Genomic DNA, 22,870 nt, shown 5'->3' with positions numbered 1-22,870 from the left:
GCGCATGTCACAGATGGATCTTCCCCCCTATGCCACGCTCGGCCAACGGCTCTGGCACTATACGTTCAAGCTGATCTGCGGGCTGATCTTCTTCTTCCTGATCGCGCCGATCCTGGTGATCATCCCGCTCAGCTTCAACGCGCAGGATTTCTTTACCTTCACGCCCGGCATGCTGGCCTTTGACCCGGACGCCTATTCGCTGAAGCATTACCGCGCCTTCTTCAACAGCCCGGATTGGCAGCAGGCGCTGGCGAACTCGATCCGCATCGCGCCCTCGGCCACGATCCTGTCGGTGGTGCTGGGCACGCTGGCGGCGGTGGGGCTGAGCCAGGACCATGTGCCGTTCCGGCGCACGATCATGGCGATCCTGATCTCGCCGATGATCGTGCCGCTGATCATCTCGGCGGCGGGGATGTATTTCTTCTATGCGCGGATCGGGTTGCAGGGCACCTATCTGGGCGTGGTGCTGGCCCATGCCGCGCTGGGCATTCCCTTCGTCATCATCACCGTGACGGCGACGCTGGTTGGGTTCGACCGCTCGCTGACGCGGGCCTCGGCCAGCCTGGGCGCGGGGCCGCTGCGCACCTTCTTCAAGGTGCAGATGCCGCTGATCCTGCCGGGCGTGATCTCGGGCGGGCTTTTCGCCTTCATCACCTCGTTCGACGAGGTGGTGGTGGTGCTGTTCGTGGGCTCGGCCAACCAGAAGACGCTGCCCTGGCAGATGTTCATCGGGCTTCGCGAACAGATCAGCCCGACGATCCTGGCGGTGGCGACCGTGCTGGTGGCGGTCTCGATCCTGCTGCTGACCGCGGTCGAACTGTTGCGCCGCCGGTCGGAGCGGTTGCGGGGGCTTTCGCCGGGCTGATCGCGGGCTTGCGCCACATCAATGCGGCCCGCGCCCGGGCTGGCCAGACTTGGGACGTGGTCAAAGCGGAGGATGCCATGAAACCCGTTCGAACGCTGGTGCTGATCGCCAACGAGAAGGAGGCGCGGCTTCTGGTCAATACCGGGCCGGGCAAGGGGCTGGAGGAACTCTCGGCCTTCGACAAGGCGACCGAGATCCGCTATTCGGAACGCCCCGGCCGCAGCCAGGCCGCGCCGGGGGCCGCGCGCCACGGATTCGAGCCTTCCACCCCCGAGCGGGAACAGAATCGCGAGGCCTTTGCCCGCGACGTGCTGGATATTGCGGCGACGGAATGGGCGAATGGCAGCTATGACCGCTTTGCGATGAGCGCGCCGCCCGCGATGCTGGGCGCGCTGCGCGGACATATCGCCGCGCCGCTGGCCGAGGCCCTTGCCGCAGACCTCAACAAGGATCTGGTGGGGGTTGCGGCGGCCGACCTGCCGCGCCATTTCGAGGACATCATCCTGTTCTGAGCCGGGGCATCGGCGCCCCGGCGCAATGCCCGGAGGCTCCGATGTCCGACACGCCCGCTCCCAATCCGAACTGGCAACCCGCGCCCGAACCGGGTCCGCGACCCCGGCCCGCAACGGCTGCGCCGCCCGACGCCGTTGCCGCAAAGCCGGCGCCGGCCGTCAATGGCACGACGGGCGGGGCGGCCCCCGCGCCCGCCAGCGCGGCGGCGACCCCTGCGCCCGCCCCGCGCCCCGCGGCTGCACCCGCTGCCCCGCCCAGCGCGGCGGTCCCCGAACCCGCCCCGCGTCCCGCTGCTGCCTCTGCTGCCCCGTCCGGCAGCGCCGCCGCCGAGCCCGGCCCCGGCGGTGCCTCCGGTGACGCCCCTGCCGGTGGCCCCGCAGGCGGTGCAACGGGCGGCCCCGCCTCCTCCGATCCGCTGGAACCCCGCGCGGTCTGGATCCGCGGGGCCTGGATGCTGGTGCTTCTGGTCCTGTTCTCGGTCGCCCAGACCCTGCTGGTGGCCACCACGCTGCTGCAATTCGGCTGGATGCTCTTTGCCAAGCAGAAGAACCCCAACATCTCCGACTTCGGCACGCGGCTGGGCAACTGGATGGCGATCACGGCGCGCTATCAGGCGGTTGCGAGCGAGCAGAAGCCCTTTCCCTGGACGCCCTGGAAATAACGCCCCGGGCTTCTTCTGGCCGGAAATATCCCCGCCGGAGGCTGCCGGGTGCCCGCCCTCGATGGGCGGGCGCCCGGCCCCCCTTCAGCCTTCCATCGCTTCCAGCTCGTCGATCATCCCCTCGATCATCGAAAGCCCCTTGTCCCAGAAGGCCGGATCCGCCGCATCCAGCCCGAAGGGCGCCAGCAGCGCCTTGTGGTGCTTCGAGCCGCCCGCCTTCAGCATGTCGAAATACCTGTCCTGGAAATCCGCGCCGCTTTCCTCGTAGACCGCGTAAAGCGCGTTCACCAACCCGTCGCCAAAGGCATAGGCATAGACATAGAAGGGCGAGTGGACGAAATGCGGGATATAGGCCCAGAAGGTCTCGTATCCCGGCATGAACTCGAAGACGGGGCCGAGGCTTTCGCCCTGCACGCTCATCCAGATTTCGTTGATGTCCTCGGGCGTCAGTTCGCCCTGGCGGCGGGCGTCGTGCAGCTTGCACTCGAAATCGTAGAACGCGATCTGGCGGACGACCGTGTTGATCATGTCCTCGACCTTGCCCGCCAGCAGGGTCTTGCGCTGCGCCGGTGTCTCGGCCGCCGCCAGCAGCTTGCGGAAGGTCAGCATCTCGCCGAACACGCTGGCCGTTTCGGCCAGGGTCAGCGGCGTCGAGGACAGCAATTCGCCCTGTGCCGCGGCCAGCACCTGATGGACGCCATGGCCCAACTCGTGGGCCAGCGTCATCACGTCCCGCGGCTTGCCCAGATAGTTCAGCATCACGTAAGGGTGGACATCCGTCACCGTCGGATGCGCGAAGGCCCCCGGCGCCTTGCCGGGTTTCACGCCCGCGTCGATCCAGCCCCTGTCGAAGAACGGCGCGGCAAGCTCGGCCATCCTGGGTGAGAAATCGGCATAGGCGCCCATCACGGTCGCCTTGGCGGTTTCCCAATCCACCGTCTTGGGTTCCTCGATCGGCAGGGGCGCGTTGCGGTCCCAGACTTGCAACTTGTCCAGCCCCAGCCATTTCGCCTTCAGCGCGTAATAGCGATGCGACAGGCGCGGATAGGCTGCGACCACGGCATTGCGAAGCGCCTCGACCACTTCGGGTTCGACATCGTTCGACAGATGCCGCCCGGTCTGCGGCGTCGGCATCTTGCGCCAGCGATCCTCGACTTCCTTTTCCTTGGCCAGCGTGTTGTGGACGCGGGCAAAGAGCTTGACGTTCTCTTCGAACACCTCGGCCAGCGCATGGGCCGCGGCCTCGCGTTTCGCGCGGTCGGGATCGGTCATGAAGTTCAGCGTGCCCTCGATCCCGTAGCTTTCGCCGTCGACTTCGAATTCCAGGGCGGCGATGGTTTCGTCGAACAGCTTGTTCCAGGCCGAGGCGCCGACCACCGACTGGTCATGCAGGAATTTTTCCAGCTCGTCCGACAATTGATAGGGGCGCATCGCCCGCAGCCGGTCGAAGACGGGCTTGTAGCGGGCAAAGTCGGCATTCGCCGCGAACAGCGCCTCCAGCACGCCGTCCTCGATGCGGTTGATCTCCAGCGAGAAGAACACCAGCGGCGTGGTGAAGGTGGTGATCCTGTCCTGGCAATCCGACAGGAACTTGGCGCGCGCCGCGTCCACCGTGTTCTGGTAATAGCGCAGCCCCGCATAGGACATGATCCGCCCCGAGATACGGTTGATCGCCTCGTAGCGGGCGATGCAGTCGAGCCACCCGCCCGCATCCAGCCCCGCCAGCCTGCCCTCGTGATCGGCGGCGAAGCGGGCGCATTCCGCCTCCAGCCAGTCCATGTCGCGGGCGATCTCGGGCGCGTCGGGGGCCGTGTACAGATCGGCCAGATCCCATTCGGGCAGCGCGCCAAGCCCCCCCGGACCCGTGGTATTGGCGTCGAAGACGGGGGCGGGCGGGGTCATGCGCATCTGGGAACCTCTTTCATGTCGCGTCTGACCAGACATAGGGCGTGGGGGCAGGGGGTATCAAGCGCGGGCAGGGCGGATCGGCCTTGCATCCGGGCGGTTTGGCTGGGACTCTGCCAAGGGGAAGGACAGGGGAACCATCATGCAGACCATCCTTGTTACCGGCGCGGGCAGCGGCATCGGCCGCGCCACGGCCCGGACGTTTCTGGATGCGGGCTGGCGCGTCGCGCTGGCGGGCCGCCGCGAGGCGCCGCTGGTCGAAACCGCGCAGGGCAATGCCGATGCGCTGATCCTGCCGATGGATGTGACCGACGCCGCGGCGCTCGAGGCGGGCTTTGCCCGGATCGCGTCCGACTGGGGGCGGCTGGATGTGCTGTTCAACAATGCGGGCATCGGCCTGCGCGCGGCGCCCATTGACGAGATCGCGCTGGACGACTGGCGGCGTCTGTCGGCGATCAATATCGACGGGATGTTCCTGTGCGCCCGCGCGGCCTTTGGCCTGATGCGGCGGCAGGATCCGCAGGGCGGGCGGATCATCAACAACGGCTCGATCTCGGCCCATGTGCCACGCTGGGGCTCGGCGCCCTATACGGTGTCGAAACATGCCGTCACGGGGCTGACCCGCGCGCTAAGTCTGGACGGGCGGCGCTACAACATCGCCTGCGGGCAGATCGACATCGGCAATGCGCTGACCGAGATGGTGCAGCAGATGACCCGGGGCGTGCCGCAGGCCAATGGCGAGATCGCGGTCGAGCCTGTGATGGATGTGGCCCATGTCGCGGCCTCGGTGCTGCACATGGCCGAATTGCCGCTGTCGGCGAATGTCCAGTTCATGACGGTGATGGCCACCGCCATGCCCTTCATCGGCCGGGGCTGAGGCGGGACGCTTTCCGTTTGCCCGGCGGGCGGGCCGGGGTTAGATTGATGTCCATGCGACAGATCCGCCCGCTTCTGGCTCTTGGCCTTGCGCTCGGTCTTGTGCTTGCCTCGCTGGGTCTTGCGGCCGCGCGCGGCCAGCCCGGGCCTGTCGGAACGCTTGTGATCTGCACCGGCATGGGGTTGCAGGCGATTGCCGTGGATGCCCAGGGCAACCCGGCCGGGCCGCCCCATATCTGTCCCGACGGGCTGGCCGCGCTGGCGGCCGTGACGCTGCCCGCCCTGGCGCCGCCTGCGCGCCCCCTGCAACCCGGCGCGACGCGTCTGCCTCTGGTCGCTGCCATGGCGGATGGGCGCGACAGCCCGCAACCGCGATCGCGTGGCCCACCCGCTGCTGTGGCCTGAGACGAACGCGCCGAGAAATCCAACCGAAAGAACGGAGGGACAGATGTCCCCGAAAACCTTCCTGCTTGCGGGCGCCCTGGCGCTTGCGCCTGTCCTGCCCGCACTGGCAGACAATATCGAGATACAGGATCCCTATGCCCGCGCGTCCACGATGATGTCGAAATCGGGGGCGGCCTTCATGGTGCTGGTCAATACCGGCGCCGAGGATGACCGGCTGGTGTCCGCCGCCTCGGACGTGGCCGAGCGGGTCGAGTTGCACACCCATGAGGCCGACGCCAATGGCGTGATGCGCATGGTCGAGGTCGAGGAGGGCTTTGCGATACCCGCGGGCGGCAGCCACGAATTGAAACGCGGCGGCGACCACGTGATGTTCCTGGGCCTGACGCGGCCGCTGGCGCAGGGCGACAGCGTGACCGTCACGTTGAATTTCGAGAAGGCGGGCGAGGTGGTGGTCGAGATCCCGGTCGACGTGACCCGCGACAGCCCGGCCGCGCCCGCCACGGGCCACTCGCACGGGCACCAGCACTGAACGCCGCCCCCGGTCTGGCCCCGTGCGGGCCGGGGCTCAGGCGACCTTTTCCAGATGGCCTGCGGGCAGCACGCCCAGCGCGTGGCAGATGTCGCGCGTCAGGTGCGGCTTGTTGAGCGTGTAGAAGTGGAAATCCTGCACGCCCCCCTCCATCAGTTCGGTGCAAAGCTCGGTCGCCAGCGCCTTGCCCAGCAGATCCTCGCGCCCGTCGCGCACGGCCTTGTCGAACGCCTCGTCCAGCCAGGCGGGGATTCTGGTGCCGCAGCGTTCGGCGAAGCGGCGCACGCCCGCCCATTTCTCGATCGGCAGGATGCCGGGGATGATCCTGGAGCCGTCGATGCCGGCCGCATCGCATTCCTCGCGGAAGCGGAAGAAAGTCTCGGCCTCGAAGAAGAACTGGGTGATCGCCGAATCCGCCCCGGCCTCGAACTTGCGCTTGAGCCATTGCACGTCATGGCCGACGCCGCGCGATTCGGGATGCGGTTCGGGATAGGCGCCGACGCGGATGCGGAACAGCGACCGCGCCGCCAGCGCCTCGATCAGCTCGCAGGAATTGGCAAAGCCCTCGGGATGCGGCACGAAGGCCCCCTGCCCCTGCGGCGGGTCGCCCCGAAGCGCCACGATCTCGGTCACCCCGGCCCTTGCATAGGCGTCGACAATCTCCAGCGTCTCGGCCCGGGTGGCATCCACACAGGTCAGATGCGCGGCGACGTTCACGCCATAGCGGTTATGGATCGTCTCGACCGCCTCATGGGTCAGCTTGCGCGTGGTTCCGCCCGCGCCATAGGTCACCGACACGAATTGCGGCTTCAGGGGCGCCAGTGCCTGCACCGTTTCCCAGAGCTGAAAACTCGCCTCAAGCGATTTCGGCGGAAAGAACTCGAAGGACACACGGGGGGCGGACATGGCACTTGCTCCGGCTGGATTCGGCTTCGCACGCTTGTCGCATGATGCGGGTTGTGAAACAAACTCATAGTTCTCAAGATCAATATGAGTGTCGCGACAATATGCACCTCGAACTTCGCCACCTGCGCACGATCAAGGCCATCCATGATGCGGGCGGGCTGGCGCGCGCGGCCGAGCGGCTGAACATCACCCAGTCGGCGCTGTCGCATCAGGTCAAGGGGCTGGAAGAACAGGTCGGGATGGAGCTTTTCGTCCGCCGCACCAAGCCCTTGCGGCTTTCGGCGGCGGGGCTGCGGCTGCTGCGGGCGGCCGAGCGGATCCTGCCCGAGATTGCCGCGCTACAGGCGGAGTTCCAGGGTCTGCGGTCGGGCCGGTCGGGGCGGCTGCATATCACGCTGGAATGCCATGCCTGCTATGACTGGCTGCTGCCGGTGCTCGAATCCTTTCGCAAGGTCTGGCCCGAGGTCGATGTCGATATCCGCCCCGGCCTGTCCTTTGACGCGCTGCCCGCGCTGGCCCGCGAGGAGGTCGATCTGGTGATCTCGTCGGACCCCGAGGATCACGACGACCTGACCTTTGCGCCGCTTTTCGACTACGAACCCGTCTTCGTCTGTGCCGCCACCCATCCGCTGGCCGCGAAACCCTTTGTCGAGGCCGAGGATTTCCGCGACCAGACGCTTATCACCTATCCGGTGGACCGCAGCCGGCTGGATATCTTTACCGGGCTTCTGGGGCCCGCGCGGGTCGAACCGCTGGCGGTGCGGGTGGTGGAACTGACGGCGGTGATCCTGATGCTGGTGGCTTCGGGGCGCGGGGTCACGGTGCTGCCCGACTGGGTGGTGCGCGATGCGCGGGGCGCGGCCGATCTGGCGATCCGCCGGGTGACCGAACCGGGCCTGACCAAACGCATCTATGCCGCCACCCGCACCGAGGACGCAGCGCGGCCCTATATCGCCCATTTCATCCGGCTTGCCCGCAGTGAACCGGTCAAGCTGCAACGCGCCAGCCAGGGCGACTGAGGGGTGCGGCCCGCAGGGTCGGTGCCAACCCACCGCCCGCCCGCGCGCAGGTCCGGGCCGCGCCCTTATTCGGGCTGGGCGGGTGCGGTGCCGGTGGTCAGGACGCCGTTGCGCCAGGTGCCCGAGCGGATTTCGCCGTCGGCATAACGCATCACGCCTTCGCCCTCGTATTTGCCCATCGAGAAGGTGCCTTCGTAGACGTCGCCATTGGCATAGGTGGCCGTGCCCTGGCCGTGGAACTTGCCGTCCTGCCAGCCGCCCGAATAGCTGAAGCCGTCGGGCATGGTGATGGTGCCCTGGCCTTCGCGCTGGCCCTTGACGAAGCTGCCCGAATAGACCGACCCGTCGGCATAGCTGGCCGAGCCCTGGCCGTGGCGCAGCCCGTTCTGCCATTGCCCGGTATAGGCATAGCCGCCCTCATGGGTCATCGTGCCCTCGCCGTCATAGGCGGCGTCCTTGAACATGCCCTCGTAGGTCAGCCCGTTGGGGAAGGTGGCGCGGCCCTGGCCCTCGATCACGCCGGCCTTCCAGGCGCCTTCATAGGTGGCCCCGTCGGCATAGGTGACCTTGCCGGTGCCGTCGGGCAGATCCTCGCGGAAGGTTCCTTCATAGACCGAGCCGTCGGGATAGGTCAGTCGGCCCGTGCCCTCGATCCGACCCGCGACCCAGTCGCCTTCGTAGAGATAGCCGTCCGCGCCGCGGAACACGCCCTTGCCGTGGCGCTTGTCGGCGCGATAGTCGCCCTCGTAGACATCGCCATTGGCATAGGTGACCTTGCCGGTGCCGTGCCGTTCGCCGTTCAGGAACAGCCCCTCGTAGATGTCGCCATTGGGCTGGGTCAGCGTGCCGAGCCCGTTCATCTCGCCATCCTTCCAGGCGCCGGAATAGACAAGACCCTCGGGCGTGGTCAGCGTACCCTTGCCGGCGCGCTGGTTGCCCTTCATCTCTCCCTCGTAGAAGCGCCCGCCGGGATAGGTGATGCGCCCCTTGCCCTCCTTGATGCCGTTGATCCAGGTGCCTTCGTAGACATAGCCGTTGGGGCTTTGCATGGTGCCGACGCCGTGATGCACGGCATTGCGGAACTCGCCCTCGTAGCGCACGCCGTTGGCATAGATCGCGATGCCGGTGCCGGTGATCTTGCCGTCTTCCCACTCGCCCTCGTAGGTGCCGCCATCGGCAAAGATGATCTTGCCGACGCCATGCGGCTTGCCGTCGAGGAACTGGCCCTCGTAGACCGAGCCGTTGACCAGACGCGCGGTGCCTTCGCCCTCGATCCGGCCCTCGATCCAGTCGCCGGTATATTCGTAGCCGTTGGGCAGCCGGTAGGTGCCGCGCCCGTGCTGCTTGCCGTCGCGAAAGGTGCCCTCGTAGATGCCGCCATCGTCATATTGCCGGGTGACGACATCGCCCCCGGTCTGGGCCGCCGCAGCGCCTGCACCCAGAAGGACGCCTGTCATTGCCAGACGTGCCAGTGCCTTGCCAGCCTTGTGCACCCGAGCCCCCTTTGCCCCGATCTTGTGAAAGCGCCCAAACCGTAATTGAGCGGGGCGGGGCTTACAACGGTTTTCGCCCTCTGCCTGCTTTCACTTGCGCGTCAGTCTGCTAAGTCACGGACAGGCATCAAGGGAACGCCCATGGAAGAGAGGTTTCGCCTGACACTGGCCCAGTTGAACCCCACCACCGGGGCGCTGGCCGAGAACGCCGCCAAGGCCCGCGCCGCCTGGGAGGAGGGGCGCCGCGCGGGCGCCGACATGGTGGCGCTGCCCGAGATGTTCCTTGCGGGCTATCAGGTGCAGGATCTGGTGCTGAAACCCGCCTTTACCGCCGATGCCATGGCGCAGGTCGAGGCGCTGGCGCGAGAGTGTGCGCAAGGCCCCGCGCTGGGGATCGGGGCGCCCTTTGCCGCGCATGGGCATCTCTACAATGCCTATTACATCTGCCAGAACGGTGCGGTCACGGCGCGGATCTTCAAGCATCACCTGCCCAATGACGGCGTGTTCGACGAACAGCGCGTCTATGACAGCGGCCCGATCAACGGCCCCTACACGGTCGGGCCGGTCCGCATCGGCACCCCGATCTGCGAGGATGCCTGGTTCGAGGATGTGGCCGAGGCGCTGGCCGAGACCGGGGCCGGGATCCTGCTGGTGCCCAACGGTTCGCCCTATCACCGGAGCAAGGCCGATCTGCGGCTGTCGCACATGGTCGCCCGCGTGGTCGAGACCGGCTTGCCGCTGGCCTATCTGAACCTTGTCGGCGGGCAGGACGATCAGGTGTTCGACGGCGGGTCCTTCGTGCTGAACCCGGGCGGGGAACTGGCGGTGCAGGCCCCGGTTTTCGACGAGGCCATGATCCATGTCGATTTCACCCGCACCGACCGGGGCTGGCGGGCCGAAACCGGGGCGCGCGCGGTTCATCCCGACGAATGGGAACAGGATTACCGGGCGATGGTCGTGGCGCTGGGCGATTACCTCGCGAAAAGCGGGTTTTCCCGCGTGCTGCTGGGGCTGTCGGGCGGCGTCGACTCGGCGCTGGTGGCGGCGATTGCCGCCGATGCCATCGGCCCCGGCAATGTCCATTGCGTGATGCTGCCCTCGGAATATACCTCGCCCGAGTCGCTGGAGGACGCCGCCGCCGTGGCCCGCGCGCTGGGCTGCCGTCTGGACGAGGTGCCGATCGACGGGCCGCGCGCCGCCGTCACGCAGGCGCTGGCGCCGCTTTTCGCGGGCACCGCCCCCGACATCACCGAGGAAAACATCCAGTCCCGCCTGCGCGGGCTGATCCTGATGGCGCTGTCCAACAAGTTCGGCGCGATGCTGCTGACCACGGGCAACAAGTCCGAGGTGGCGGTGGGCTATGCCACGATCTATGGCGACATGGCGGGCGGCTACAATCCGATCAAGGATCTCTACAAGACGCGCGTGTTCCAGACCTGCCGGTGGCGCAACGATAACCACCGCGACTGGATGCAGGGCCCGGCGGGCGAGGTGATCCCGCCGCGCGTGATCGACAAGCCGCCCAGCGCCGAGCTGCGCCCCGATCAGAAGGACGAGGACAGCCTGCCGCCCTATCCGGTGCTCGACGCGATCCTCGAAGGGTTGATCGACCGCGATTGCGCCATTGCCGATCTGGTTGCCGAAGGCTTCGACCGCGATACCGTGAAGCGGGTGGAGCGGCTGATCTATCTGAGCGAATACAAACGTTTCCAGTCCGCCCCCGGCGCGCGCCTGACGCCGCGCGCGTTCTGGCTGGATCGCCGCTATCCCATCGTCAACCGCTGGCGCGATCCGGGCTGAACCCGTTCCCGCCGCGTCAGACCTTGGTTCTGCCTTTGCCGGGGCGGCCCTGTTGCTGCCAGTTGCGGAAGGCCTGCGCCTCGATCCGCAGGGGATTGCGCCGTCCGGTCCTGCGCAGGTTGGCGACGGCAGCGTTCAGGGTCGGGGTGCTGAGGTGCCACATCTGCGCGACCTGGGTCAGCAGGCTGTTGGCGTCGATATCGAAGCCGCGCTCTGCGACCCAGTCGGCAACCCGCAGATAGTCTTCGGCCGCGTTCAGAAGCCTGATGCTGTCGGGTGTCAGCGGCGGCGGATCATGGTTTCTTCTGATCGTGGGTTCGGCGTCGAATGCGCCGGACAGCCATGCCGCAAGAGCATCCCGCATGCGGCGGGATAGAACAAGGTTGCTCGATAAAACAACCACGAGGGCTGAGGAATCACCCTCGGCGGCAAGCCAGACCTCGATCGGGTCGTCGAAATCGCACTCGTTCATAATGAAATGCCCCAGAATGAACTTATCGTGAATCAGTCCTCCGATGAAGCTGATTCGGGCCAATGGGCACATTCTGGAATTGCAATTGTTCCATTGTCGCCTATTCGGACGGCATTTCCCGCCGCATTGTGCCTGCGCGATAATGGGCCGGAAATTCCGCGTCAGACCGGGGGCAAGCTGGTTGCGCTGCAATGGCCGAACAGTGCTTCGGTATCCTCGCGGGTGCAGAGCCCCGTCGCATCGGTCATCACCGCCGCGCTTGCCGCCGCCACGCCCCAGCGCAGGGCGGTTTCCAGATCCTCGCCCCGGCTCAGCGACAGGGCAAAGGCGCCCAGGAAACTGTCGCCCGCCCCCACCTTGGAACGCACCGGCACCGGCGGCGTTGCCGCATGCAGCCGCATCCCCTCGGCCGCCAGAACCGAGCCGTCCGAGCCGCGCCCCAGCACCACCACCGGCGCAACGCCGCGCGCCACCAGACCGGCGGCAAAGGCGGCGCTGTCGGCGCGGGTTTCAAGCCGGTGGCCGGCAAGGGCCTGCGCCTCTGCCTGATCCATCCGCAGCAGGTAGGGCGGCGCCCCGTCCCCCTCGGCCAGCCGGGTCAGCGCCGGGCCCGAGGTGTCCACGATCAGCCGCGCGCCGCGGGTGGCCAGCTTGGCGCCGATGCAGCAGGCGATATCATCGGGCAACCCGCTGGGTACACTGCCCGACAGGACCACATATCCCTCGTCGGGAACTGCTGTCGTGATCGCGGCCAGCACCGCCTTGAGCCCCGCCGCGTTCCATTCCGGCCCCGGCAGCACGAAGCGGAATTGCTGGCCGGTCGCCTCTTCCATCACCGCAAGGCTCAGTCGCGTCTCGCCCGGGGCCTGTAGCGGGATCAGCCGGATCCCTTCGCGTTCCAGAAGGCAGCGCAACTTGTCGCCATTATGCCCGCCCAGCGCGACCAGCGCCCGGCTTTCGCCGCCCAGAAGCCGGATCGCGCGGGCCACGTTGATGCCGCCGCCGCCCGGATCGACCACCGGGGCGGTGCAGCGCAGCTTTTCGCCCGGAACGACATGATCGACCGAGGTCGACAGATCCACGGTCGGGTTCAGCGTGACGGTCAGGATTTCCGGCATCGGGCGCGGCACCAGTTGTCAACTTCCGGGCGAGAGTGCCACCCCGGACCGCCGCCGCCAAGCCCATATCGGGCCGCACCCCGCCCGCGCCGATCAGCCCAGCATCATCTGGTAGCTTGCGGGCACATAGCGGAACCCCTCGCCCTGCGTCTCGACATAGCCGAAGCCGGGGAAGGGCATGTGATAGCCGATGAACGGCACCCCGTCGGCGGCCATCATCCCCAGCAATCGCCGCCGCGTCGCGGCGGCGGCCTCCTTGTCGCGGTCAAAGCGCACTTCCCAGTCGGGATGGCCGACCGACCAGACATAGTGATTGGCGAAATCCGCCGCGATCACGATCTGCCGCCCCTCGCTTTCCAGCATGTAGACCATATGCCCCGGCGTATGCCCGAAGGCCGCCATCGCCGTGATGCCCGAGGCGGGGCTGCCGCCATCGTCCAGGAACGTCATCTTCTCGGCCAGCGGCCGGACCTTGGCTTCGAAATTCTCGTCGCCCGCGGTGTTCCAGGCATCGAACTCGACCTGACCGGTATAATAGGCGGCATTGCCAAAGGTCTCGCCGCCCGCGCCCATCAGGCCGCCGACATGATCGCCATGCATGTGGGTGATCACCACCTTGTCGACCTGATCGGCGGAATAGCCCGCTGCCGCCAGCGCGCCGGTGATCCCCTCGGGGTTCAGGCCGGTATCGAACAGGATCAGCTCGGACCCGGTATTGACCACGGTGGGGGTAAAGAAGAACTGCGCCTTGTCGGTCGGGATCCGGTGCGCGGCAGACACTTCGGCGAATTCCTCGGGCGCGACATTCATGCCGAAGATGGTCTGCGGATCCTCGACCGTCCGGGTTCCCGCGAGCAGCGTCGTGACCTCGAAACCGCCGAGCGTGAAGCGGTGGAATGGCGCCATCGCGGCGCCCAGCATCGGGGCTGCGGCGCGTGCGGTTCCGGCGGTTGCGGCGGCCAGCGGCAGGGCGGCCCCGGCCATCAGCGCGTGGCGGCGGGTCAATCTGGGTGCGGTCATCGGCTCTCTCCCTTGTGGCGTCAGGGCGCAAGGATAGCCCCGACCGCCCCCCCGTCCATGTCACGAGACCGCGAGGGCGTCATTCCCACCAGCGGTCGATCGCGGCGATATCGTCATCCGACCAGCCGAAATGATGGGCGAATTCATGCACCAGCACATGCGCGACCAGCGCGGGCAGGTCGACATCCTCGCGCTCGATCCATTCGTCCAGGATCGGCCGGCGGAACAGCCAGATCGTGTCGGGCCGGTCGGGCTGGTCCATCACCGATTTCTCGGTCAGCGGGATCCCGTCATAAAGGCCGGTCAACTCAAAGGGATCGTCGATTTCCATTTCGTCCAGGATGTCGTCCGGGGCGAAATCCTCGACCCGGATCGCCACCGCCAGCGCGGGGCCGCGAAACGGCTCGGGCAGGGTTTCGCGCGCCTCATGCGCCAGTGCGGCGATCTCGTCCAGGCTCGGGGGGGTGGTCAGCACGCGCAACTCGGTCATCGGGCGGTCCTCTCTCGCTGGCCCTCATATGGACAAAAGCCCGCTTCTGTGAAAGAGCGACGGCGTCCCAGGAGTATGCCCATGACCACCGTCACCCGCTTTGCCCCTTCGCCCACCGGTTTCCTGCATGTGGGCAACCTGCGCACGGCGCTGTTCAACTATCTGATCGCGCGCAAGACCGGCGGGCAGTTCATCCTGCGCCTCGACGATACCGATACCGAACGCTCGACGCAGGAATATGCCGACGGGATCATGCAGGATCTCGACTGGCTGGGGCTGCGCTGGGACCGGCTGGAACGCCAATCGGCCCGGCTGGACCGTTATCATGCGGCGGCCGATGAATTGCGCGCGGCGGGGCGGTTCTATGAGTGTTTCGAGACACCGACCGAACTGGATCTGAAGCGCAAGAAACTGCTGAACATGGGCAAGCCGCCCGTCTATGACCGTGCAGCACTTGCGCTGTCGGACGAGGAGCGCGCCCGGCTGCGCGCCGAACGCCCCGGCCACTGGCGGTTTCTGCTCGACCAGCAGCGGATCGAATGGACCGACGGCATCCTGGGCGAGATCTCCATCGACTCCGGCAGCATCTCGGACCCGGTGCTGATCCGCGGCGACGGGCAGGTGCTGTATACGCTGGCCTCGGTGGTGGACGATATCGAGATGGGCGTTACCCATATCGTGCGCGGCGCCGACCATGTGACCAATACCGCCACCCAGATCCAGATCATCGCGGCGCTGGGCGGAACGGCGCCCGGTTTTGCCCATCATTCGCTGCTGACCGGCGCGCAGGGCGAGGCGCTGTCGAAACGACTTGGCACCCTGTCGCTGCGCGATCTGCGTGCGCAGGGGGTGGAACCGATGGCGCTGTTGTCGCTGATGGCGCGGCTTGGATCCTCGCAGCCGGTGGAACTGGCGGGCAGCATCGAGGAACTGGCGGCGGGCTTCGATCTCGGCCAGTTCGGCGCCGCGCCGACCAGCTTCAACCCGGCCGACCTGTTCCCGCTGACCGCGCGTTACCTGCATGGGCTGCCGCTTGCGGCGGTGCAGGGCGAGCTTGCGGCGCTGGGCGTGCCGGACGCGCTGGCCGAAGGGTTCTGGTCGGTGATCCGCGAAAACATCGAGACCCGCGCCGGGATCGCCGAATGGTGGGCGCTGTGCCGTGACGGTGCTGCGCCGCTGGTGGACGACGAAGACCGCGACTTCGTGGCCGAGGCGCTGGCGCTGCTGGGGGAGCCGCCCTACACGGCGGCAAGCTGGGGCGAATGGACCGCCGCGGTCAAGGAACGGACCGGCCGCAAGGGCAGGGGGCTGTTCCTGCCGCTGCGCAAGGCCGTCACGGGCCGGGCGAGCGGCCCCGAAATGGCCGACCTGATGCCGCTGTTGCAGAAGAAGCCGGGCTGAGGCGGCGGCGCGGCAAGCCCGCCCCGGCACAAGGCCGGGGCTGGAGCGATTTCGGGTGCCTCAGATATTCTCGAAGCGCGGCATGCCGAGGACGTGATAGCCGCCATCCACGGTGATGATCTCTCCCGTGGTGCAGGCGCCGAAATCCGAGGCCAGGTAGACCGCTGTTCCGCCGATACATTCCAGCGACGCATTGGCCTGAAGCGGGGCGTTCATCTCGGTATGGCGGAAGGTCTTGCGCCCGCCTGCGATGGCCGCGCCCGCCAGCGTCTTCATCGGGCCGGGGCTGATCGCGTTCACCCGGATCCCTTCGGGCCCCAGATCGGACGCCAGATAGCGCACCGCCGATTCCAGCGCCGCCTTGGCCACGCCCATCGCGTTGTAGAACGGCGTCACCCGGTTCGAGCCCTGATAGGTCAGCGTCAGGATCGTGCCGCCATTGGGCATCAAGGGTTGCGCGCGCCGCGCCACGTCGATCAGCGAATAGCAGGAAATCGCCAGCGAATTCTTGAAGTTGTCGCGTGTGGTGTTGATGAAGCGCCCGGTCAGCTCGTTCTTGTCGGAATAGGCGATGGCGTGGACCACGAAATCCAGTGTGCCCCATTCGGTTGCCAGCCGCTGAAAGGCGTGGTCCATCGAGGCGTCGTCGGTCACGTCGACATCGACCATGAAGGACGAGCCCACGCGTTCGGCCAGCGGTTGCAGCCGCTTGCCGAACGCCTCGCCCTGATGGGTAAAGGCAAGCTCGGCGCCCTCGTCGGCCATGGCCTTGGCAATGCCCCAGGCGATCGAGCGGTCATTCGCGACGCCCATGATCAGGCCGCGCTTTCCCTTCATCAGTTCAGGCATGGACGCTTATCCGTGAAACTTGCTGAAAACGAGCGTGGCGTTGGTGCCGCCGAAGCCGAAGCTGTTGGACAGCGCGCTGTCGATCTCGACACCCTCGCGCAGTTCGGTGCAGATCTCGCCCGGCAGGATCTCGGGGTCCAGTTCGGTCACATTGGCCGAGGCCGCGATGAAGCCCTTGTCCATCATGATGAGCGAATAGATCGCCTCGTGCACCCCGGTTGCGCCCAGCGAATGGCCGGTCAGCGACTTGGTGGACGCAATGGGGGGCATGTTGCCCTCGCCGAAGATGCGGCGGATCGCCTGCACCTCGGTCACGTCGCCCGCCACGGTCGAGGTGCCGTGCGCGTTGATGTAGTCGATCCTGCGCCCCGCGGGCAGGGTGGAGAGCGCCAGCCGCATCGACCGTTCGCCGCCCTCGCCCGAAGGCGCGACCATGTCATGCCCGTCCGAGGTGGCGCCATAGCCCGTGACCTCGGCATAGATCTTCGCGCCGCGCGCCTTCGCGTGCTCAAGCTCCTCGAGCACCAGAACGCCGCCGCCGCCCGCGATCACGAAGCCGTCGCGCGTGGCGTCGAACGGGCGCGAGGCGGTTTCGGGGGTGTCGTTGTACTTGGACGACATCGCGTTCATCGCGTCGAACAGGCAGGAGAGCGTCCAGTCCACTTCTTCGCCGCCACCGGCAAAGACGATGTCCTGCTTGCCCATCTGGATCAGTTCCGCGGCATTGCCGACGCAATGGGCGCTGGTCGAACAGGCCGAGGTGATCGAGTAGTTCACGCCCTTGATGCGGAACGGCGTCGCAAGACAGGCCGAGTTGGTCGACGACATGCAGCGCGTCACCATGAACGGGCCCATGCGCTTGGGGCTGCCCTTTTCGCGCACGATGGCATGGGCGGCGAACAGGTTCGAGGTCGACGGCCCGCCGGAGCCCATCACAAGGCCGGTGCGTTCGTTCGACACATCGCCCGCCTCCAGGCCGGAATCGGCGATGGCCTGTTCCATGGCGATGAAGTTGTAGGCCGCCCCCGGCCCCATGAAGCGCAGGTTGCGCTTGTCGATGGCGGCCTCCAGGTCGATCTGCGGGATGCCCGCGACCTGGCTGCGGAACCCGTTTTCGGCATAGGCGGGCTCGAACCGGATGCCCGAGCGGCCGGCACGCAGGCTGGCCTCGACCTCTGCGGCGTTGTTGCCGATGGGCGAGACAATGCCCAGCCCCGTGATGACGACGCGGCGCATATTCAGACTCCTGCCAGTTCTTTCAGTTGATCCTCGCTCATGAGGCCGTAGTTGCTGCCAGCCAAGAGTGTCCTCCGGATCGGTTCATAACGTTCCAAGAGCTGCCTGTAGCGGGGGAGTGAAGCGACTGAGTGTGAGTTGGCAGAAGCATTGGGAAGATCAGTGAAACGGTTCAGTTTCTCGACTAGTACCTTGGCGACGCCATAGTGGTCATCGTTGTTCAAGTCGAAGCCCTCGAACCCGAGGGCTGCGAACAACTCTGGCTTTCCGAGTTCTTCCGCACTCCGCCTAGCGTGCTGCATCATCTCGAAGATCTTGACGGTCTCATCAACGATAGGCTGCTTTGGGTGGTACTCCTCGTCTAGCCACTCATATTCCCAGTTGAGCGCCCACTCGTCACCACGAGCCACCAGTTCGGCAACGAGGTCTACATCTACCCACGGATCCTTCCGACCTTGGCTCGCGGTCACGAGGATCATAAGCCTCTCAAAGTTGGATAACTTTCGCATCCTGCACCTCCTAGCTCTCGGACAGAGCCACCTTCATGTCCCTGACATGATAGATCGTTTCGCCATCGGCTTCGACCCGGCCATCGGCCACACCCATGGTCAGCCGCCTTGTCTGCACGGCCTTGGTGAAATCGACGAAGTAGCGCAGCATCTTGCGGTCGGGGCGGACCATGCCGGTCAGCTTCACCTCGCCCACGCCCAGCGCATAGCCCCGCCCCGGCCAGCCGCGCCAGCCCAGGTTGAAGCCGGTCAGCTGCCACAGCCCGTCCAGCCCCAGACAGCCCGGCATGATCGGGTTGCCGGGGAAGTGGCAGGAAAAGAACCACAGGTCGGGGTGGATGTCGAATTCGGCCACCACATGACCCTTGCCATGGGCGCCGCCATCGGCGCTGATCTCGGTGATCCGGTCCATCATCAGCATCGGCGGTTCGGGCAGTTGCGCGTTGCCGGGGCCGAACAGTTCCCCCCTTGCGCATTTCAGAAGCTCGTCCCGGTCGAAGCTTGTGGGATAGTCGGTCATACGGGCGCAGCCCCCTGCCTCAGGCGTTTTTGCAATCGGCCCCCTGTAGCACCCGGCCTCGCCGAGTGGCAATAGTGCGCTTATGCCGCGCCAAAGCGACGCTGCAATTCGGAATCATTTGAATTCTCGACTGGGCGGGACCATATACTTTCGTATGGCAAAGCTGAATGACAACCCCACCCATCCTGACGCGATCGAGCGCAGCAGCCGCTGGCTGTCCAAGGCCGGTCTGCGTCCCACGCGCCAGCGCGTCAGTCTCGCCGCCTTGCTGATCGGCGACGGGATGAACCGTCACGTGACGGCCGAGACCCTGTATGCCGCGTCCTGCGAGACCGGCGAGCGGGTGTCGCTGGCGACCGTCTACAACACGCTGCGGGCCTTCTGCGATGCGGGCCTGATGCAGGAAGTCATGGTCGACGGCACGAAAAGCTATTTCGATACGCGGGTCGACGACCACCCGCATTTCTTCTGGGAGGACGAGGGTCGGCTGACCGATGCCCCCCATGGCTCGATCGAGATCTCGCGCCTGCCCGAGGCGCCGCCCGGCTCGGAGATTTCGAAGGTTGATGTCGTGATCCGGCTGCGCCGGATCTGACCGCTAGCGAACCGTACGGACCAGCGCGATCGTCAGCACAGCGACGGTCGCGCCGATGGCGTTGAAGACCAGATCCAGCCCGGTATTGAGATAGCCGCCAACATTGGTGTCGGGGATCGACAGCACCGCGACGAACTCGATGATCTCGTTCAGCGCCCCCAGCCCCATCGCGCCGAAGGCCGGGTAGGTCAGCGCCGTCCAGCTTCCGGCGGTGGCGGGGTAGTGGCGCACCATCAGGTGCCACAGCATCCAGGCCGTCACACCAAAGCCATAGGCATGCACCGCCTGGTCGTATTTCAGGATGGCAAGCTCGCCCTCGCCGCCGACATGCCAGATCATCCAGTTGTAAAGGACGCTGCCGCCCACCGGCACGCCGCCGCCCGCCATATGGGCCAGCCCCCAAAGGCTGAGCGCCCAGAGGAGCGCGGCCGGAAACTCGGCCTTGCGCAGGCCGAGGGCGGCCAGCGCGATCATGCCCATCATGGTCAGCACGTACCAGATGAACTCGTAATTCCCGCGCGAGAAGAACCAGATGGTGAAGCCCGCGACATAGGCCATGGTGAACCAGAACACGGCCCACTCCCGGCGTTCGATCCTCATATGGTGCTCCTCAGAACCATTGCCCGGGCTCCATCAGCCCCAGATCCATCAGTTGCTGCGAATTCCACTCGAACGGCACCGAGCCCCGCCAGCGGAAATCGGGGATGTCGAAGGTCGAGCCCGCATTGGTCTTCAGCGCCTTGGCCGCGCGGAAGGAACAGATCGCGGCGGTCAGGTTGTGATGCCAGGGGCAGGCATAGGTGTTGTATTCCTCGTCATCGAACAGATGCCCGTCCAGCAGATGCAGCCCCCGCTTTGCCCGGAACAGCGCGATCCGGTCGATCCGGCGCCGCGCCTCGGGGACATGCTGTTCGAACCGCCACCTGAGCCCGCCGAAGAAATCGAGTTGCCGTTCCTTGGGGTGGCCGTGGTTTGCCGGATCGGGCCGGGCCAGTGCGTAATAGCCCGTGCGGTCCAGCATCGCCGTCTCGCGCGAGACGGCATCGGGAAAGCGGCCCAGATCGCCCGCGTAAAGGTCGATCACATAGGTCAGCATCGCGTCGCGCCGTTCCTCGGCATGAAAGGCCAGCATCTCGCCCACGCTGCGCGTCTCGCAGAACGGGAAGAACAGGTATTCGGCATTGTAGCAGTAATAAAGCCAGAGCCCTGGCGCGGCGGCGATCACCCGGTTGACCGCGGCGGGCACCGCGCCCGCATCGCAGGGCGCATGGCGCACGCGATGGACCAGCGCGGTAGCGTCGGGGGCAAGGTCCAACTCGTCCGGGGCGAACAGCACCAGCGCGCGAAAGCCGAGCCCGGCATGGTGGCGGATGGTGCTGTCCACCTCGGCCCGGTCCTCGACGAAGATCAGCGCGACCGGCCCCTGCGCCAGCGCCGTGCGCCCGCGTTTCAGGAAATCGTCCAGGCCCTGATACCGCTCTGCCATCGTGGGCCGCTTCCTGCCACCTCTTGGGGTTGTGCGCCACGTTCCGACAAACCCGCCGCCCATGCAAGCGTTGCGGCAGGGGGGCGCTTTCGTGTAGGACGCCCGTCAGATCGTCGGGAACGCGCCATGACCACGCCCAGAAAGCTATTCATCAAGACCTATGGCTGTCAGATGAACGTCTATGACAGCGAGCGGATGGCCGAGGCGCTGGGTGCCGCGGGCTATGTCGTGACCGATACCGCCGAGACGGCGGACATGATCCTGCTGAACACCTGCCATATCCGCGAGAAGGCCGCCGAGAAGGTCTATTCCGAGCTTGGCCGGCTGAAGGGGCTGAAGGCGGCGAACCCGGATCTGAAGATCGGCGTGGCGGGCTGTGTCGCGCAGGCCGAGGGCGAGGAGATCCTGCGCCGTCAGCCGCTGGTCGATCTGGTGGTGGGGCCGCAAAGCTATCACCGCCTGCCCGAGCTTGAGGCGCGCGCGCGGGCGGGGGGCAGGGCGCTCGACACCGATTTCCCCGAGGAAGACAAGTTCGACCGGCTGGGCGGGCGGCCCAAGGCGCAGCGCGGGCCGACCGCGTTCCTGACGGTGCAGGAGGGCTGCGACAAGTTCTGTGCCTTCTGCGTCGTGCCCTATACCCGCGGCGCCGAGGTCAGCCGCCCCGCCGCGCGGGTGCTGGACGAGGCGCGCGATCTGGTCGCGCGCGGGGTGCGCGAGATCACGTTGCTGGGCCAGAACGTCAATGCCTATCACGGCGAGGGGCAGGACGGGGCCTGGGGGCTGGCGCGGCTGATCCGCGAACTGGCGCGGATCGAGGGGCTGGACCGCATCCGCTATACCACCTCGCATCCGAACGACATGGAGGATGACCTGATCGCCGCGCATGGCGATTGTCGGGAACTGATGCCCTATCTGCATCTGCCGGTGCAGTCGGGGTCTGACCGCATCCTCAAGGCGATGAACCGCAAGCACAGCGCCGAGCAATACCTTGCGCTGATCGCGCGCATCCGTGCCGCGCGGCCCGATATCCTGATCTCGGGCGATTTCATCGTCGGTTTCCCCGGCGAGACCGAGGCCGATTTCGAGGCGACGATGGCGCTGGTGCGGGCGGTGGGCTATGGCCAGTGCTATTCCTTCAAGTATTCGCCCCGCCCCGGCACCCCGGCGGCCGAGCGTGAGGGGCAGGTGCCCGAGGACGTGAAATCCGACCGGCTGGCGCGGTTGCAGGCGCTGCTTGACGCCCAGCAGCAGGCGGCGCAACAGGCCATGGTGGGGCGCGTGGTCGGCGTGCTGTTCGAAAAGCCGGGCCGGATGCAGGGGCAGGTGGTGGGCAAGTCCGACCATCTGCAAGCGGTGCATGTCGAGGCGGGCGAGGACTGGCTGGGCCGGATCGCGCCGGTCGAGATCCTGGCGGCGGCGCCCAATTCGCTGGCCGGGCGGCTGGCTGCGGGCTGAGATTTTCCGGCGCAGGACGGCCCGCCGGTCGTGAAAAGAATGGCCTGACACCGGAATTATGTTGTCAGAGTCAACGAAATACTATGGACTCTGGCGATAATGTCGCGGGGGTCCATATCGACCCGGAGACCCGAACACCCCGCGCGCAACCCGACCGAACGGGCAGCCAAAGCCCGGCGAGCAGGCCCGAGATGACCGAGGACACCAGAACCGCGACAGGCGTGCAGATTGCCGCCTTGCCCTTGCGCTGGGACGACAAGGGGGCGTTGCGCGTGCTGATGGTCACCTCGCGCGGGACCGGGCGCTGGATCATGCCCAAGGGCTGGCGGATGGATGTCAAGAAACCCTGGCGCACCGCCGAGATCGAGGCGCTGGAGGAGGCCGGCGCGCTGGGACGGGTCGGCACCGCGCCGATCGGGCGCTATCGCTATGACAAGATCCTGGACAACGGCACCGCGCTGCCCTGCGTGGTCGAGGTCTTTCCGATGCTGGTCGAGCGGCTCAAGCGCGACTGGAAGGAACGCCGCCAGCGCAAGCGGCGCTGGTTCAAGGCAAGGGCGGCCGCGCGCCGTGTCGACGAACCCGATCTGGCCGCGCTGCTGCTGGAACTGGCCGACAAGCCGCGCAAACGGCCCGAGATCAGGGCGCTGAGAAAGGCGTCCTGACCCCGGCTGGCGGGGCCCGGCGATCCCCTGCGCTGCCGTTTTGCGGGCATCGGTTCGGCGCCTTAATGTGAATTTTACATCA

At 66.7% G+C, this 22,870-nt stretch carries 24 protein-coding genes and 1 pseudogene; 12 read left to right on the top strand and 13 right to left on the bottom strand.

The window, feature by feature from the left end; all coding sequences use genetic code 11:
• Window positions 1-10: 10 nt before the first annotated feature.
• The 3 genes and pseudogenes from GH815_RS09500 to GH815_RS09490 form a co-directional block, all read left to right on the top strand.
• Window positions 11-865: pseudogene (locus GH815_RS09500) on the top strand (ABC transporter permease); the annotation flags it as partial.
• Between the two features lie 77 nt (window positions 866-942).
• Complete coding sequence (locus GH815_RS09495) at window positions 943-1,377, top strand: host attachment protein (RefSeq protein ID WP_153748535.1); 435 nt, start codon at window positions 943-945, stop codon at window positions 1,375-1,377.
• Between the two features lie 41 nt (window positions 1,378-1,418).
• On the top strand, window positions 1,419-2,039 hold the full coding sequence (locus GH815_RS09490) for a DUF4389 domain-containing protein (protein WP_153748534.1): 621 nt from the start codon (window positions 1,419-1,421) through the stop codon (window positions 2,037-2,039).
• Window positions 2,040-2,123: 84 nt separating this feature from the next.
• Here GH815_RS09490 and GH815_RS09485 read toward each other — a convergent pair whose 3' ends face one another.
• On the bottom strand, window positions 2,124-3,941 hold the full coding sequence (locus GH815_RS09485; protein ID WP_407072171.1) for a M3 family oligoendopeptidase: 1,818 nt from the start codon (window positions 3,939-3,941) through the stop codon (window positions 2,124-2,126).
• Window positions 3,942-4,086: 145 nt separating this feature from the next.
• On the opposite strand from GH815_RS09485, the gene GH815_RS09480 reads away from it, so the two are divergent.
• Genes GH815_RS09480 through GH815_RS09470 form a run of 3 tightly spaced genes read left to right on the top strand, consistent with a single transcriptional unit; the run spans window position 4,087 to window position 5,754 of the window.
• A complete protein-coding gene (locus GH815_RS09480; RefSeq protein ID WP_153748532.1) occupies window positions 4,087-4,821 on the top strand; it encodes an SDR family oxidoreductase in 735 nt (244 codons plus the stop codon).
• 53 nt (window positions 4,822-4,874) lie between these two features.
• A complete protein-coding gene (locus tag GH815_RS09475) occupies window positions 4,875-5,225 on the top strand; it encodes a hypothetical protein (RefSeq protein WP_153748531.1) in 351 nt (116 codons plus the stop codon).
• Window positions 5,226-5,268: 43 nt separating this feature from the next.
• Window positions 5,269-5,754, top strand: a complete 486-nt coding sequence (locus GH815_RS09470) for a copper chaperone PCu(A)C (RefSeq protein ID WP_153748530.1) — start codon at window positions 5,269-5,271, stop codon at window positions 5,752-5,754.
• Between the two features lie 36 nt (window positions 5,755-5,790).
• Here the strand turns inward: GH815_RS09470 and metF are convergent, their stop codons facing one another.
• Window positions 5,791-6,660, bottom strand: coding sequence for a methylenetetrahydrofolate reductase [NAD(P)H] (gene metF, locus GH815_RS09465; protein ID WP_153748529.1), 870 nt, complete (start codon window positions 6,658-6,660; stop codon window positions 5,791-5,793).
• Between the two features lie 101 nt (window positions 6,661-6,761).
• Between metF and GH815_RS09460 the strand changes: the two genes are divergently transcribed.
• A complete protein-coding gene (locus tag GH815_RS09460) occupies window positions 6,762-7,679 on the top strand; it encodes a LysR family transcriptional regulator (protein WP_153748528.1) in 918 nt (305 codons plus the stop codon).
• 65 nt (window positions 7,680-7,744) lie between these two features.
• Here the strand turns inward: GH815_RS09460 and GH815_RS09455 are convergent, their stop codons facing one another.
• Window positions 7,745-9,136 carry an MORN repeat-containing protein gene (locus GH815_RS09455; RefSeq protein ID WP_153748527.1) on the bottom strand — a complete coding sequence of 464 codons (1,392 nt, stop codon included), beginning with the start codon at window positions 9,134-9,136 and terminating at the stop codon, window positions 7,745-7,747.
• 177 nt (window positions 9,137-9,313) lie between these two features.
• Between GH815_RS09455 and GH815_RS09450 the strand changes: the two genes are divergently transcribed.
• Window positions 9,314-10,972: an NAD+ synthase gene (locus GH815_RS09450; protein WP_153748526.1), complete on the top strand. Its 1,659-nt coding sequence runs from the start codon at window positions 9,314-9,316 to the stop codon at window positions 10,970-10,972.
• A gap of 16 nt (window positions 10,973-10,988) precedes the next feature.
• Here GH815_RS09450 and GH815_RS09445 read toward each other — a convergent pair whose 3' ends face one another.
• The 4 genes from GH815_RS09445 to GH815_RS09430 all read right to left on the bottom strand — a co-directional run bounded on the left by GH815_RS09445 (window position 10,989) and on the right by GH815_RS09430 (window position 14,072).
• Complete coding sequence (locus GH815_RS09445; RefSeq protein ID WP_153748525.1) at window positions 10,989-11,507, bottom strand: hypothetical protein; 519 nt, start codon at window positions 11,505-11,507, stop codon at window positions 10,989-10,991.
• Between the two features lie 98 nt (window positions 11,508-11,605).
• On the bottom strand, window positions 11,606-12,562 hold the full coding sequence (locus tag GH815_RS09440) for a 1-phosphofructokinase family hexose kinase (RefSeq protein WP_153748524.1): 957 nt from the start codon (window positions 12,560-12,562) through the stop codon (window positions 11,606-11,608).
• A 93-nt stretch (window positions 12,563-12,655) separates the two neighbouring features.
• Window positions 12,656-13,582, bottom strand: coding sequence for an MBL fold metallo-hydrolase (locus GH815_RS09435; RefSeq protein ID WP_153748523.1), 927 nt, complete (start codon window positions 13,580-13,582; stop codon window positions 12,656-12,658).
• Between the two features lie 79 nt (window positions 13,583-13,661).
• Window positions 13,662-14,072: a metallopeptidase family protein gene (locus tag GH815_RS09430; protein WP_153748522.1), complete on the bottom strand. Its 411-nt coding sequence runs from the start codon at window positions 14,070-14,072 to the stop codon at window positions 13,662-13,664.
• A gap of 81 nt (window positions 14,073-14,153) precedes the next feature.
• Here GH815_RS09430 and gltX point away from each other — a divergent pair, with 81 nt between their 5' ends.
• Window positions 14,154-15,473, top strand: a complete 1,320-nt coding sequence (gene gltX, locus GH815_RS09425; RefSeq protein ID WP_153748521.1) for a glutamate--tRNA ligase — start codon at window positions 14,154-14,156, stop codon at window positions 15,471-15,473.
• 60 nt (window positions 15,474-15,533) lie between these two features.
• On the opposite strand, the gene GH815_RS09420 is transcribed toward gltX, so the two are convergent.
• Genes GH815_RS09420 through fabA form a run of 4 tightly spaced genes read right to left on the bottom strand, consistent with a single transcriptional unit; the run spans window position 15,534 to window position 18,587 of the window.
• Window positions 15,534-16,322 carry an enoyl-ACP reductase FabI gene (locus tag GH815_RS09420; RefSeq protein ID WP_153748520.1) on the bottom strand — a complete coding sequence of 263 codons (789 nt, stop codon included), beginning with the start codon at window positions 16,320-16,322 and terminating at the stop codon, window positions 15,534-15,536.
• 6 nt (window positions 16,323-16,328) lie between these two features.
• Complete coding sequence (gene fabB / locus GH815_RS09415) at window positions 16,329-17,558, bottom strand: beta-ketoacyl-ACP synthase I (RefSeq protein WP_153748519.1); 1,230 nt, start codon at window positions 17,556-17,558, stop codon at window positions 16,329-16,331.
• A 2-nt stretch (window positions 17,559-17,560) separates the two neighbouring features.
• Window positions 17,561-18,067, bottom strand: a complete 507-nt coding sequence (locus GH815_RS09410; RefSeq protein WP_153748518.1) for a YfbU family protein — start codon at window positions 18,065-18,067, stop codon at window positions 17,561-17,563.
• 10 nt (window positions 18,068-18,077) lie between these two features.
• On the bottom strand, window positions 18,078-18,587 hold the full coding sequence (gene fabA, locus GH815_RS09405) for a bifunctional 3-hydroxydecanoyl-ACP dehydratase/trans-2-decenoyl-ACP isomerase (protein ID WP_153748517.1): 510 nt from the start codon (window positions 18,585-18,587) through the stop codon (window positions 18,078-18,080).
• A gap of 154 nt (window positions 18,588-18,741) precedes the next feature.
• On the opposite strand from fabA, the gene irr reads away from it, so the two are divergent.
• The gene (irr, locus tag GH815_RS09400; RefSeq protein ID WP_153748516.1) at window positions 18,742-19,182 is read left to right on the top strand and encodes a Fur family transcriptional regulator Irr; all 441 of its coding nucleotides are present in this window, start codon (window positions 18,742-18,744) and stop codon (window positions 19,180-19,182) included.
• 3 nt (window positions 19,183-19,185) lie between these two features.
• Here irr and GH815_RS09395 read toward each other — a convergent pair whose 3' ends face one another.
• Both GH815_RS09395 and GH815_RS09390 read right to left on the bottom strand, forming a co-directional pair.
• Window positions 19,186-19,782, bottom strand: coding sequence for a DUF2238 domain-containing protein (locus GH815_RS09395; protein ID WP_153748515.1), 597 nt, complete (start codon window positions 19,780-19,782; stop codon window positions 19,186-19,188).
• Window positions 19,783-19,792: 10 nt separating this feature from the next.
• Window positions 19,793-20,668 (bottom strand): glycosyltransferase family 2 protein, encoded by an 876-nt coding sequence (locus GH815_RS09390; RefSeq protein WP_153748514.1) that lies wholly within the window; start codon window positions 20,666-20,668, stop codon window positions 19,793-19,795.
• A 126-nt stretch (window positions 20,669-20,794) separates the two neighbouring features.
• On the opposite strand from GH815_RS09390, the gene miaB reads away from it, so the two are divergent.
• Window positions 20,795-22,123 carry a tRNA (N6-isopentenyl adenosine(37)-C2)-methylthiotransferase MiaB gene (gene miaB, locus GH815_RS09385; RefSeq protein WP_153748513.1) on the top strand — a complete coding sequence of 443 codons (1,329 nt, stop codon included), beginning with the start codon at window positions 20,795-20,797 and terminating at the stop codon, window positions 22,121-22,123.
• A gap of 191 nt (window positions 22,124-22,314) precedes the next feature.
• A complete protein-coding gene (locus GH815_RS09380) occupies window positions 22,315-22,788 on the top strand; it encodes an NUDIX hydrolase (protein WP_153748512.1) in 474 nt (157 codons plus the stop codon).
• The last annotated feature ends 82 nt before the right edge of the window (window positions 22,789-22,870 follow it).

It is taken from the genome of Rhodovulum strictum, from assembly GCF_009649175.1.
Classification (GTDB): domain Bacteria; phylum Pseudomonadota; class Alphaproteobacteria; order Rhodobacterales; family Rhodobacteraceae; genus Rhodovulum; species Rhodovulum strictum.
The sequence above is the reverse complement of the archived record's forward strand: the minus strand, read 5'-3'. Positions and strand labels throughout refer to the sequence as shown.